Below are 14,168 nucleotides of genomic sequence, written 5' to 3' on the forward strand. Positions count from 1 at the left end.
CCTGGCTTGCGGAGTCCACTGGGGAGCCGTGCCAGAAAAGCGGTACAGGGCCGAAAAGATCCAGAATGAGGGCTCAGATTACAGAGATCTGGCTGTTGAAAAACGAGCTGTAAAGCTCACAGTGAAAGCTGACGGCACAGGTCGGTGCCAAAAGCTGAGGGGCAGTCGCGCCCTTGAGAAGCATGTCCCTCCCCTGTCTTCAGGGGCCTGAACATGTCAATGAGTTAACTGTCAGGTGTCTATCATAAGTTACCTGTCCCTTGACAGGTTTCAGATCACATAATGGAGCTTTTGACCGCAAAAAGCAAATGATTTTTTGAGCTTTTTCACAGAAAAAAATCACCTCCACCCCAGGCAAGTCCCAAAAATATTCAAAGCTCCATGACCGTATCCAGGAGCATGGCAACAGCAAAGGCAGCGACAGGGGCAATGCTCATAGGCTTTGCCAGGAACAGCACACCTATGTGGGTTGAAATAGAACAAATCTATGCCTGACGAGCAGCTGGAGGAAAACAGGTAACAGTCAAAACATGAGGAGGTCACACAGAGACGAAAACCCGCCTGCATAAAGCTGCAGCAAAACCTCGCATGGCGACATTTTATAAAAGGAAATAGAACGCATTAACAGAACAGGCAGGTAACTGACAAATTCAGTAACGCTCAGTACCGACGAAAACGGATGGATGGATGGACGGACGGATGGACAGGCAGATAGACGGATGAATGGTCAGATGGATGGATGGATGGATGGGCTGATGGACGGATGGATTTAGACCGGGACAGATACGTATGTAGCAGAATGCATGTACCGGTACATGGGGAGCGGCCTGCCAAAACCACATTGCAGCACGTATCCAGGCAGTCGGGAAAAAACATGGACCCCAGATGCACTCAGGGGCAGACTGTTGAACAGCCTGCCCCTGAGAGGCGCTTTAAGCGCAGCGTAAGGAGCCCTCAGGCTCCGTGCCTTTCAGCGATTAAACGCGCTGGAAGTCAACGTGAATTACGCGGGAGGAAACTGGGTGACGCTGCATAGCGATTGGCTTTACAACGATCTGGTTGCCGTCCATGTTTAAGGTCACGTTTTCGGTGAAGAACTCTGGCTTAGTGGTAGCCTGGATTAACTTCTTCTCGTCCAGGATGATGGATAAGGTCTCCTGGCCACGGGCAATAACGATTGCCGGAATCTGCTCAGCACGACGAAGGCGGCGGCTCGCACCTCTCCCTAAGTCATTGCGAACCTGTACGTCTAATGAAATAGCCATGATTAGATACTCTCGTATTGATGGTTAATGCCAAACGTCTGCGACCGGACCGTCTGGCCAGACATCTGCCGTGCAAGCAGGAAAAGGGATGTTCACATTCTCCCTGCCCTGGTATTCCATGCTGATGCACTCCTTTATCTTAGGACTGTGCAGGGCAGCAAACTTAAACTTCCAACGGCTTGAAAAAAAAAGCGCTCATAAAGCGCTCAGAAAACTGGTCGGTGATGTAGGATTCGAACCTACGACCCACTGCTCCCAAAGCAGTTGCGCTACCGGACTGCGCTAATCACCGACGGCGCATATTTTAAAGAGGGCATATGTGACTGTCAACCATTTTTTTGACAAAGACTGAAAATATACTTAACAAAGATCTGCACCTCCTGACATACATAAGCTGGCCTGATTCTGGCCCTGGCAATGCATGTCTCAATCATCGCAAATGACAGTCCATCAATGGACCTGAACCAACCCTCGCCATCTGCAACCGCATTAATCGTGCCCGGAAAATGTTATAAATCCGACCAGCCAGCAACAAATCAGAATATACGACCGATTCCCCTGCACCAGTCCCATGCCACGCAACCAACAGTAATACCTCATCATTAATGTAGCGCCCTGCGAACTGATCTGACAGCTGTACACAGCTTTTACTGCACATGCCCGTAAGTCAGATTCTAGCGGCTCAAGACGGCCTAATCGCTGGCAAAGGCCGCAAAGGCATCTCCAGCAATCACCAGCTCATGAGCAGAGTTCCATGACTGGTAAGCTGCTGCATTTTGACTGTATTTTTCACTTTGTCTGGCAGCACTTCGCTAAGAGCATTCAGCAGTACATGTGTGGAAAAAGCCGCAAACACGGGATTTTGCTTTATACAAACGGGAAAATAAAGCACTTTACATAACTGGTACTCAGGCCTGAGAGCAAAATGATTCAGCCTGACAGAATGATAATGGTTAGCGTACATCTTGCCTGCATATCTTTGCAGCGTACAATAGTGCCGCACTGCCCCATCCGGTACAATATATATAAGCCCGGCCGGGCCAGAAGGATCTGACAGGCTGTTTTTCAGTACGCAGGCCTGTAATAGACAGCTCAAAGCGAGGGTTTCAATGACAACTACTTACACCCGCCCATCAAAAGATGAGTCCTTTATGGAGATCGCTGAGACCGTATCAATGCGCTCCACCTGTCTGCGCCGTCGTTACGGTGCCATTATCGTATCCAAGGATGGACGCATTGTTTCAACCGGCTATAACGGTGCACCTCGCCACCGCGACAACTGCTCCGACCTTGGTATCTGTCTGCGTGATGAGCTCAATGTAAAGCCAGGCACCCACTACGAGATTTGCCGTGCCGTTCACGCTGAGGCCAACGCCATCATCAATGGCAACCCGCTGGACATTATGGGAGGCACCCTTTACCTGTGCGGTACCGACGCTGCAACCAATACACCTACCAAAAACATCAGCCCTTGCGCCATGTGTGAGCGCCTCATTCTCAACGCTCAGATTGAGCGCGTGGTAATGCGTTCTGAGGATGGTACTCTGGTTGAGGTCAACCCTCTGGACTGGGATGACGACAGCCGTCTTATTGAAGAGCATCGTCGTAACATGGGCCTTACCAACGAAAACAGCAATCAGTCTGTTGACGATAAGATTGAGGCAATCACTGCTATCCGTAACATCAAGATGGGCAGCTCCAGCTGCGGCGGTGGCTGCTGCGGAGGCTGATATCCCTATCTGCCCATATGCTCAGCAGGCAAGTATTAACATCTGATTCACCTGAAAAAATGGCAGCTCCCTGATAGAGGGGCTGCCATTTTTTTAGTCCAGTCAGGACATAAATTTCGTCAAAGCACACTATTGTGCCCCATGTCAGAGCAAAAGCGTCCCTGAAAATCACTTTCAAACGACAGATTCATAATTTTCAGTAGCAGAAAAATCCCTTAAAATCGCAGTATTTAACATTAAATTCACAATCACTTTATTAGATTTTCTTATACAGAACAGATAATGCAGCCTGTCTGATGAGACAGGCCTGTTGCCTTAACTATAGTAAACGAAACATATTGTTGATTAATAAGACATTGGTTTACAGGCCACTAGTCTGATTGATAATCAAAACTTTAATTCGTTTACTATAAATCCAGGTATACCATGACATGACATGACTGGTGCACCACCTGCCACGAAAACCAGGCCCGGCAATGCAATGCCACTCCAGGCATGGTCAGGCAATCTGGGTGCCTCCACGCAAACAATGGCACGGCAAGGCATGGCATGGCATGGCATGGCATGGCATGACACTGCATAATGCCTCCGCAAAGCCAGGTCAATCAGATAATGCCCGCAGGATCTTTACCAGTCCTGCCTGTGATGTCATCCGGAGACGTCTTGAACTAAAGAACTTCCTCGTTGTGATTAATTCTTAACCGGAAAGACAGGGAGCTGCAGAGCAGGTACAGTCCCTGAACCATGCTTCAAAAATCCCTGCTGAACGAATACAGGATGCGCCATGCAATCTCTTCTCGAAGCTGTCAAAACCTACCCGGCATTCATTTTCGACATGGATGGAACTCTGCTCAACTCAGAAGTCTGGCACCGTGAGGCCTGGAACCATATGCTTGAAGAGCACGGGGCACCGCCCCTGAGTACTCAGCTGCTCATTGACCTTGCAGGTTTACCTACCCGTGTACTGGCGCAGAAACTGGTCGACGAGTATAACGTCAAGGGCGATCCTCATGACATGACTGTACTTAAGACCCGTCTCTATCTTGATGAGTATATGAGCAAGGTAGGAACATTCCCTTTAATCTGCGACCTGCTCAAAGAGGTCAAGGCCATGGGCCGCGCTGTGGCCATTGCCACATCATCTCACCAGGAAGAGGCTGTGTATCAGCTCGAACGCAATGGCCTGCTTGAGCATATTGATGCTCTGGTAACAGGCGAGATGGTAAAAAACGGCAAGCCAGCCCCTGACATCTATCTCATGGCCGCCCGGAAGATTGGCGCTTCTCCGACCCAGTGTCTGGTATTTGAGGACACCATTACCGGCATGAAGGGCTGCAAGAACGCCGGCATGGCAGCCGTAAAGGTCTTTGATGGCAACTTCGACTGCGACCACATCATCCAGCCTGATGAACCATGGGCTGGCCGCGACTGATTACCACAGCATGAGCCCGGACCACCACCCGGTACAACAAAGAACAAAATACTGGTGATGCGGGCATAAGGCGTATAACGGACTGCTATCATCTATTACACCTCTATGCTCAAGGCGACCTCTGGTCGCCTTTTTAAATAGACGAATCGAAATACCAGTCCCAGTAAGGCCTGGAGCAAAATCATAGATTCAATAAATGGTACATTTATTGCAATTTACATCCTGTATACACCGGTCTAATAACGACTTTGTTACCTGGCATACAAGCCCCTTAAACAGAAGGCTTATTTAACAATCTTACGTATAGCGCCAGGATACAGCTCGTGTGATAAAGAGATGAGATTATGGCTTTATACGTTAATACCAATGTCAGCTCAATCAATGCGCAACGCAAGCTGAGCAATGCAACTCTTAGCTTAAATACAAGCTATCAGAGGCTTTCTTCCGGCCTTCGTATCAACTCCGCCAAGGACGACGCAGCAGGTCTTCAGATCAGCGACAGACTGACCACCCAGATTAATGGCCTGAACCAGGGCAACCGCAACACCAACGACGGCATTGCCCTTGCCCAGACTATTGAAGGTGCCCTGGATGAAACCACCAACATGCTCCAGCGCATCCGTGTGCTGGCTGTTCAGTCCGCCAACGGCACCAACTCTGCAGCCGACCGCAAGGCTCTGCAGGAAGAAGTTACCCAGCTTTCCCAGGAAATTACACGTATTGCCAAGCAGACTACCTTTGCAGGTCAGCTGGTCATCAATGGCAAGCATGATGCCCAGAAGAATCCTAACAGCTTAATTCCTGCAGATGGCAAGCTTGTTTTCCAGGTAGGCGCCAACGCTGGTAATACCCTTAATCTGGACTGGGGCTCTGAGTTCACCTTAAGCGGCATCGGCTCTCAGGCAGGACTAAAAAATGCTGCCGATCAGGCGGACGGCAAGAAAGGTCTGGTTAAATCAAAATCGGGCAATGTAGACTATATTCGTTTTGGTGTCTGCACTGCAGAGGTTGCAACAAACACACTTGCAAATATTGACTCTCTTATTCAGGCTGTAGACTCAAAGAGAGCAGCACTTGGTGCTTTACAGAACAGAATGGAGAGCACAATCCGCAACCAGGCCAATATTTCAGAGAATCAGTCTGATGCCCGCAGCCGCATAAGAGACACAGACTTCGCCTCAGAGACCGCTGCCCTCACTCAGAACAACATTATTCAGCAGGCCTCCCAGACCGTGCTGGCCCAGGCCAATCAGCGTCCTACTATTGCACTGAGCTTGCTCGGCGGTTAATAAGCCTTAATGACTTTTTCGTTTCAACCAATATCAAGGTGACCTGTGATACAAAACCATGCACTTTCTAACTTTATTAATTTAGAGAGAAATTACGAAATTTTTGTTTGATATATCTATATACATAAATAGTCATTGCACCAAAATCGATCGCGTTATAAATTCGAATTAACATAAGTAAATGTACATGTTTTCCAGTATGTGTATAAATCAGATAAATACAGGAAAATATCATTAAAAAACTTGCGGTTATGTAGCATCTATGATATTATAAGAATGGCTCCGGAGAATCAATCTATGTTCCGGAGCCAACTCTCAAAAAAATAGAGGTGTATTATGGCCGCTACAAGCAAAACAGACAAGTCCAGTTCATTCAATCCCCGCCCTGCTGCAACTACCCGCGATCAGCAAGATGTTTTAGAAAAATTAGGCTTCGCAGATACCACTCCTGAAGTGATTGTTGAGGAGTCCATCAAGCCTGGAAAGCTCAAAGAGTTCTCTAAGAAGATTAAGAAGACAGTGGCCACTGTTTTCTCTAAACAAAACGTTCTGTCGAAGTTCGATAAGACAGATTTCTTCTTACCTGGTAAGCGTAGTGACAGCCTTAATGGGGAGCATCTTTACTTAATCGTAATTATCATGCTCATCTGCTCTGACCAGGGCAGTCGGTTCAATATGGAGGATTTCAAGTCATTTCTTTGGACCAAATCATGTATGAATGGCCTGCATCCCATTGCAGCATCAACTTTCTCCTACCTCTTTCCTGAATGTACTACAACGCGTCAGTTTTATTTGTTTTCAAGGTGCTTCTACTCAGCAGCCGAGTACTCAGTAACTCCTCTATTTAGCCCATTGCCTCTTGAAGAGCTGTTTTATTCTGAGGAGGAGTTTAAGGAGCTTGCTGCCAAGGCACTTAAGAACGAAGGATGCATGGCAGAGCTACTTGAATTTAAGAGTTTGCTTACTAAATCTTTTGGAGAGCAACTGTCTAATTCATTTTATGAAGGCTTTAAAGATATTCTTGATAAGTATTCAGGTAGAGACAGCGATATTACTATTGCCAGCCTGGCTGAAGTTTTCTCTGCTTACTTTAAGTCAGACAGCCCTCTCGACCTGAACCGAGTCAAGCTGTTTAAGGTTATGAGAGAGCTCTTCTTTGATCTTATGGATGCAGTATATTCACTCCTGCGTGAAATTCCATCCTCAGAAACTCCCGTTGCACGAGCATTGAATTCATTTGGCAAGAGTGATGCTCTCGCCTGTGACGGCACCTCCACAAATTTAACTGTTAATGGGCTGACACCAATATCAAGAGGAACATTAGTGCCGGGCCTTAAGACTTTTGCTGCGTACTCTCTGCTGTACGATGTTCCAGTTTTCCTTGATATTTACCCTGGCGTCGTATCTGAAAGAAGAGCTCTCAACGAGGTGAGAGAGGAGTTTGCTGAAAAGAATATGCTGGTTGTTGCTGATGCAGGAATGTTTGGTGACAATTTATGTAGTTTCGATGGCAGCAAGGGGCAGCATTACCTTGTTCGGTTTCCGGTTTCATTCAACCCTGATGTAGTAAAAGTCTACTCTGTGCGGGCAGATTACAATCCTAGACGACGTATGTATAAGACCGCAATGGTGCAGCATGTAAGCGATAAGCACTGCTGTCTTAAGGATATGGATCGTGATATTAAGCCAGGGCATATCTACCTCTGCGAGCTGGCTCCTGAGGTGTATGGACCAGGCGTGCACGCGGTAGTCATACCAGGGCATGAGAACCACGAAGATAACACTGTTTTCGTAACTAACCTTCCTCTTGACACAGACAATATAATCAAGCTTTCAGAGCAGGTTTTGCATTTGATTGTGATTTACCATTACAGATGGAGGGAGGAGCGCTACTTCTGTCAGGTTAAGAGCAATACAATTTTTGAGCATTGTGAACGCCTGTGCCCATTCTTCTGTGGAAGCTTCATGTTTGCCGCTGTCATCAGAAACCTGATTCAACGGTGCTTCGTGATTGCCAACACTTTCTCTAACAGTGCTGACAGGTGCCTGAAGAAGCAGAAGAGGTCTAAAGTAGCTGTCAGTGATGCCTGGCCATCACCAGAGAAGGGTTCAAAGTCCTGTCAGGTCTCTGAGTTTGTTAATGAGTTTATTGCTCGTGTAAGTGGCATTCAATTACATGGCAGTCTTAGTGAAAAAGCCACTGCTCAGGTTATAACGACCCGATGCAAAAGAACCCGCCCCTCACAGCAAAACATCGCAACGTCCCTTCACAAGAGCAGAATGACTATTACTGTTGAACGCCTTTTCAGCAGTACTATTATTGATAACAAGGAGTTGCTCGAATGTGATCTCAATGAAGTGCTAAGTATGGCAGTGCAGCAGGTTGATGCAGACAGAAGTGCTCGTATGGCCTCTACAGATGGTTGGCTATATCAATATACTTTACAAAAGAACACAGCACTTGTCAGAATTATGAAGCGTCATGTAGCCTACATCCGCCATGCACGAACTCATGGTTATGTGCTTCCGTTCGATGAGAAGGATGTAAGACAGCGGTTGTTTGACAGCTTTATCAGCGAGAACATCCCTGAAGCAGGCTATGAATGTGTTGCTGAGCTGGCAAAATCTCTAATCATCGATATTGAGTCGAAGAACGAGCTTCCGTCAATTTTTGACGATTGATAGTTCAGATGGCGTCCATCTAAACTTCTGAAGTTATGCTTTCTTTTATGTTTTATGCTGTGCAGTTAATCTGTACGGCAGTGGAGCTATTTCTTAAAAAACATGAATATTTAAATCCCGGGGACAGATGTATAGACAATCTTGCATTTGGGGGTGAAAATTCATAAAAATTACCATGAAGCACCATTTTGGTGCCTTTGGATTTCGACTAACTTAGAAAGTGCATGGATACAAAACACAGGTCACCTTTTTGTTGGTCTGACTTTAATCATTTTCCTGATATATAAGATATCCATTTGGGCACTGGTATACATGTTGCTAATGGATTGTAAACGACATCTGGCGCACTGATATTGCCACTCTGGCAATCAGTATGAGCTAAATATGACATTCAATAACCCGCCAGAGTAACAGCTTAAATTAGGATAAAGAGACTTTACAAATGGCTTTATACGTTAATACCAATGTCAGCTCAATCAATGCGCAGCGCAAGCTGAGCAATGCGACTCTGAGCCTGAATGTTTCATACCAGCGACTTTCATCAGGTCTGCGCATTAACTCCGCAAAAGATGACGCTGCAGGTCTGCAAATCAGTGACCGTCTGACCTCCCAGATCAATGGTCTCAATCAGGGTAACCGCAACACCAATGACGGCATCGCATTAGCCCAGACCATTGAAGGCGCTCTGGACGAAACCACTAATATGCTCCAGCGCATCCGTGTGCTGGCCGTTCAGTCTGCCAACGGCACCAACTCTGCAGCTGACCGCAAGGCTCTCCAGGAGGAAGTAACCCAGCTGTCTCAGGAAATAACTCGTATTGCAAATCAGACAACTTTTGCTGGTCAAACTATTCTTCAGGGAAAAGATAAAGGACTTATTCCAGCAAACGGTAAACTTACTTTCCAAGTAGGCGCAAATGCAGGTAACACTCTGGATTTAGTTTGGGAGTCAGCATTTACTTTAAGTGGTATAGCCAGCCAGGCCAAGTTACAGAAAGCAGATATCGATAATTCTAAAGCTACAAAAGGCTTAATGCTGAGCAACGGCGCTATCAGGTTTTCTTTATCTACAGCAAGCCGCGCCACACATCTACTCGAAAACATTGACTCTATGATTCAAGCTGTAGATTCTAAGCGTGCAGCTCTTGGTGCTTTACAAAACAGAATGGAAAGTACTATTCGCAATCAGGCCAATATTTCAGAGAATCAGTCTGATGCCCGCAGCCGCATAAGAGACACAGACTTCGCATCTGAGACTGCTGCACTGACTCAGAACAACATTATCCAGCAGGCATCCCAGACCGTGCTGGCCCAGGCCAATCAGCGTCCTACAATTGCACTGAGCCTGCTTGGCGGTTAATAAGGCGTTTAAGCTTTCATTTCTTATCGAATTCAAGGCGACCATGGTCGCCTTTTTGTTTGTCTTTATGAAGCTGTATTCCTGATATATAAGTCATCCATCAGGGTAGTGGTATACATGTTGCTAATAGCTTGTTAACAATATCTGGCGCCTGGAAATTGCCTGCAAGGCAACTCAACAGAGCTAAACAAAACCATTTAAGAGTACGCCAGAGCTAACGATTAATTTAAGATAAAGAGACTTTACAAATGGCTTTATACGTTAATACGAATGTCAGCTCAATCAATGCTCAGCGCAAGCTGAGCAATGCGACTCTGAGCCTGAATACAAGCTACCAGCGCCTCTCATCAGGCCTGCGTATTAATTCTGCAAAGGACGACGCTGCCGGTCTGCAAATCAGCGACCGTCTGACCTCCCAGATTAATGGCCTGAACCAGGGTAACCGCAATACCAATGACGGCATTGCCTTAGCCCAGACCATTGAAGGTGCTCTGGACGAAACCACCAACATGCTCCAGCGCATCCGCGTGCTGGCCGTACAGTCCGCTAACGGAACCAACTCAGCTGCTGACCGAAAGGCTCTCCAGGAAGAGGTTACCCAGCTTTCTGCTGAAATTACCCGTATTGCACAGCAGACAACATTTGCTGGCCAGCTGGTTCTTAACGGTAAATATGATCAGGCAAAGAATCCTAACAGCCTGATTCCAAATAACGGTAAGCTTACTTTCCAGGTTGGCGCCAATGCCGGTAACACCCTGGATCTCGACTGGGCTATGGCTTTTACCCTGTCATCAATTGGTGATGCTGCCGGTATTCAAGCTGCAGATGTTACTGCTACTGGCGGTAAGGGTCTGGTAAAGTCAACTGCCCAGGGTGCTCAAAATGCTGTTGTACGTTTTGGTGTATGTACTGCTGATGTGGCAACCAATACACTTAAGCATATTGATGCGCTGATTCAGGTAGTTGATTCCAAGCGTGCAGGACTGGGTGCTTTACAAAATAGAATGGAAAGCACTATACGCAATCAGGCCAATATTTCTGAAAATCAGTCTGACGCCCGCAGCCGCATAAGGGACACAGACTTCGCCTCTGAGACCGCTGCCCTGACCCAGAACAACATTATCCAGCAGGCTTCTCAGACAGTTCTTGCCCAGGCAAATCAGCGTCCTACTATTGCACTTAATCTGCTCGGACAGTAAAATACAAAACTGATTAGAAAATTTCTCTCTACTTATCTATCTTTTTCTAAGGCGAGCCACAAGGGCTCGCCTTTTTTATTTGGCTCTTTTTGCTTCCTTAAGTGATTTATATTGCTTTTATTGGTCTCTAACGTATGGGACTTGTGGCATGGCTTATTTAACTTTTATGAAGCTGTTGCCTGTTGCAGAAGTGTGCCTGTTGCAGGAGTGTGCCCATTGCAGGGTGAGCTTTTTGAGGTGGCTTTGTCAGGGGGTGGCTTTTGGCGATACAATAGTCAGCCGTAGCGGCAAACGTATCCACTAAATGATGAATTTTTGAATTCTCATGGTGAGGTTTGTTTGCTGATTTAGGCGATATACAGGCGTTTTTTAGGGAGAAAAGATGAGTAATAACGTTTGCCATAACTCCAGCTGCGATGCTGAGGTCAAGGTGACAGCTGCTGGCGGTAATGACTGCTCATGCGATTGTGGCTGCAGCTTTGACAGCGCCACTGCTCAGCTTGAGCGCACCATTGCTCTTTATCCTGCACTCATCTTTGATATGGACGGCACTGTTATTAACTCTGAAATCAGGCACCACGATGCCTGGAATCACATGCTCGAGGAGTTTGGCTTTGAGCGTCTGAGCTCAGATATCTTATATGGCTTTGCCAGTCTGCCAGGTATTGTTATCACCCGACGCATCTGCGAACAGTACCAGTCTTCCACTCCTGAAAAAGCTGATCCAGAGGCCATGAATACCCGCAAAAATGAGCTCTATGAGAATATCTACATAAAGCAGGCTGATCCTTTTGCCTGTTTTGTAAAGCTTATTAAGGAGGCTCATGCCCGTGGCCAGCGTATTGCCATTGCTACCAGCTCACGTCAGCATGAGGCTCGATACCTGATGGACAAGGCCGGTCTTACCCCTTATCTGGACTCCATTATCTCCGGAGACATGGTGGAAAATGGCAAACCGGCACCTGATATCTACCAGCTGGCTGCCTCTACTCTGAATATGCCATATACCAACTGCCTGGTATTTGAGGACAGCGTTCTGGGTATGAAAGGAGCTGCAGCCGCCCGTATGGACGCAATTAAAGTATTTGACGGTCACTTTGACTGCAATGAACCAGTTCGTGGCGAGTAGCACCATTCCATGCTGCAGGCGCAGGCCTGATACTGTGTAAATGGAAAATAACTGCTTGTCCTTCTCCTGATGATTTTCAGACACAAAAAAGCCGCCCATGGGCGGCTTTTTGTTTTGCTGTGTGAGTGGAACAGCCTGAGATAATATACTTTGAAGCTGTCTGATGATGATATCTGCTGATGTTATCTGATTAAGCTGGCAGCGGCTGGAAGTAGCTGACAGTGCAGCAGAGCCCTGGACAGCTGGAGACAGCTCTAATGGGTGGCTGTTATGCCGGTCTTGCGGAGGCTACCAGATCCTCAACTTTCTTCTTGAGCTCAGGGCTGAGCACAGGCATGGCACCATGCTGGGTGCATACATAGCCTGCTACCTCGGCAGCTGTCTGGTGTGCGATACGGAAGTCTACGCCCTGAACAGTCAGAGCTATAAAAGTAGCAGTAAAGGAATCGCCGGCACCGACAGTATCTACAACATTAACCTTTGGAGTTGGGACAAAGGAATGCTCGCCCTTGTAGAAGATTTCTGAACCTTTTTCACCACAGGTGTAGATAAAGGTGTCGATATCAAACTTCTCGCGCAGGAAGCTGTTATAAAAGTCCTCTGGAGTCAGGACCGGATCAATACCAAAAAGACTGCATACTACAGGCAGCTCATCATCATTGCACTTGAATGCAGTGCAGCGCTCCAGGCCTGCCTTGATTACCTCAAGATCAAAGAAGTTCTGACGCAGATTGATGTCAAATACCTTAATTGATCCTGCAGGCATGGCATCCAGGAAAGCTCTTATGGTTTTGCGGCTTAAACCGTTTTCCTGACGCTGGGCCAGAGTGCCAAAGCAGCACACATCAGCATTGCGGGCAACACTCTCAAACTCATGAGTAAACGGCATATTGTCATAGGCTGTGTCGAGAGCGAAGTTGTAGGCTGGAACACCACGCTCGTCAAGGGTAGCCTTTACATAGCCTGTTTCCTTGTCTGAGGTCCATACATGGACCTTAAGTCCATACTCTTTGAGGATACGTAAAGCCTCATGGCCACGCTCATCATCACCAAGACTTGTAACTGCGCAGGCATCAAGGCCCATCTGCATGGAGTGGAAGGTGAAATTACCAGGGGCGCCACCTACACGAGGTCCGTCAGGCAGAATGTCCCAAAGGATTTCACCTAAACCTACACAGGTAATCTTCTTGGCATTATCCACTGTTTAATCCTCTTCGATAATTTTAGGAAAGGTTCCTGCCGGTCTTTGATCAATCTTGTCAGGATCATAGGCGCGGCGCAGATTCGAGTTGATATCGGACATTACATCCATGTCGTCCTGAGAAAGCTCAAAGCCGAAAACACGCGAGTTTTCGAGAATACGCTCGGCCCGGACAGACTTTGGTATAACAGCAACACCACGCTGCATGTTCCAGCGCAGTACCAGCTGAGCAGGAGTGACCTTGTAATAGTCAGCAAGGGTAGTGATACGCGGATCACTGAGCACTGTATTACCTACACCACCAAGAGGGGCATAGGCCTGTACCACAATGTTCCTGCGACGGCACCAGTTGATAAGCTCAGTCTCATGATTGTAAGGGTGGCATTCCACCTGATTTACCTGAGGAACAACACTTGCCCCGGCCTCCTTGAGCTCTTCAAGATGATGAATCTTGAAGTTGGAGACACCTATTGAGCGGCACAGACCTTCAGAGCAGAGCTTTTCAAGCTCCAGCCAGGCTTTCTCAAAGCCCTTGAAAGGCCAGTGCAGCAGAAACTGATCAACATAATCCATACCGAGGCGCTCAAGTGATTGCTCAAGACCACGGCGGGGATTGTCAAAGTCATCCTTCCAGAGTTTGGTGATGATGAAAATATCTTCTCGGGCAACCATGGAGTCACGGACACCTCTGCCGACACTGCGCTCATTACAGTAAATGCGGGCAGTATCAATCATGCGGTAGCCGTTTTCCAGAGCAGTACGCACTGCTGACCTGGCCTCCTCGCCTCCATGGGCACGAAAAACTCCAAGACCAAGCAGTGGCATGCTCACGCCATTGTTGAGCTCTACGCGGGAATTCAAATCCATAACAATCACCTCAC

Annotated in this window: 10 protein-coding genes and 1 tRNA gene; 7 read left to right on the forward strand and 4 right to left on the reverse strand. The window is 47.3% G+C overall.

Going from position 1 to position 14,168, the window contains the following annotated elements; genetic code table 11:
* Nucleotides 1-977: 977 nt before the first annotated feature.
* Complete coding sequence (gene rplY / locus MXE41_RS01670; RefSeq protein WP_246977361.1) at nt 978-1,265, reverse strand: 50S ribosomal protein L25; 288 nt, start codon at nt 1,263-1,265, stop codon at nt 978-980.
* Nucleotides 1,266-1,480: 215 nt separating this feature from the next.
* A tRNA-Pro gene (locus MXE41_RS01675) sits at nt 1,481-1,557 on the reverse strand.
* Nucleotides 1,558-2,374: 817 nt separating this feature from the next.
* Here MXE41_RS01675 and MXE41_RS01680 point away from each other — a divergent pair.
* The 7 genes from MXE41_RS01680 (at nt 2,375) to MXE41_RS01710 (ending at nt 12,086) form a co-directional block, all read left to right on the forward strand.
* Nucleotides 2,375-2,995, forward strand: coding sequence for a deaminase (locus MXE41_RS01680; protein WP_246977362.1), 621 nt, complete (start codon nt 2,375-2,377; stop codon nt 2,993-2,995).
* A 784-nt stretch (nt 2,996-3,779) separates the two neighbouring features.
* Nucleotides 3,780-4,427: an HAD family phosphatase gene (locus MXE41_RS01685; RefSeq protein ID WP_247099130.1), complete on the forward strand. Its 648-nt coding sequence runs from the start codon at nt 3,780-3,782 to the stop codon at nt 4,425-4,427.
* A 344-nt stretch (nt 4,428-4,771) separates the two neighbouring features.
* Nucleotides 4,772-5,716, forward strand: coding sequence for a flagellin (locus MXE41_RS01690; RefSeq protein WP_247099131.1), 945 nt, complete (start codon nt 4,772-4,774; stop codon nt 5,714-5,716).
* A gap of 336 nt (nt 5,717-6,052) precedes the next feature.
* Nucleotides 6,053-8,398 carry a transposase gene (locus MXE41_RS01695; RefSeq protein WP_247099132.1) on the forward strand — a complete coding sequence of 782 codons (2,346 nt, stop codon included), beginning with the start codon at nt 6,053-6,055 and terminating at the stop codon, nt 8,396-8,398.
* 442 nt (nt 8,399-8,840) lie between these two features.
* Complete coding sequence (locus MXE41_RS01700) at nt 8,841-9,758, forward strand: flagellin (protein WP_247099133.1); 918 nt, start codon at nt 8,841-8,843, stop codon at nt 9,756-9,758.
* 248 nt (nt 9,759-10,006) lie between these two features.
* Nucleotides 10,007-10,957, forward strand: a complete 951-nt coding sequence (locus tag MXE41_RS01705; protein WP_246977368.1) for a flagellin — start codon at nt 10,007-10,009, stop codon at nt 10,955-10,957.
* Nucleotides 10,958-11,339: 382 nt separating this feature from the next.
* Complete coding sequence (locus tag MXE41_RS01710; protein ID WP_247099134.1) at nt 11,340-12,086, forward strand: HAD-IA family hydrolase; 747 nt, start codon at nt 11,340-11,342, stop codon at nt 12,084-12,086.
* A 268-nt stretch (nt 12,087-12,354) separates the two neighbouring features.
* On the opposite strand, the gene MXE41_RS01715 is transcribed toward MXE41_RS01710, so the two are convergent.
* Both MXE41_RS01715 and MXE41_RS01720 read right to left on the reverse strand, forming a co-directional pair.
* The gene (locus tag MXE41_RS01715) at nt 12,355-13,287 is read right to left on the reverse strand and encodes a carbohydrate kinase (protein WP_247099135.1); all 933 of its coding nucleotides are present in this window, start codon (nt 13,285-13,287) and stop codon (nt 12,355-12,357) included.
* Between the two features lie 3 nt (nt 13,288-13,290).
* Nucleotides 13,291-14,154: an aldo/keto reductase gene (locus MXE41_RS01720; protein ID WP_246977374.1), complete on the reverse strand. Its 864-nt coding sequence runs from the start codon at nt 14,152-14,154 to the stop codon at nt 13,291-13,293.
* Between the last annotated feature and the right edge of the window lie 14 nt (nt 14,155-14,168).

The organism is Anaerobiospirillum sp. NML120449 (assembly GCF_023051105.1).
GTDB lineage: Bacteria > Pseudomonadota > Gammaproteobacteria > Enterobacterales > Succinivibrionaceae > Anaerobiospirillum.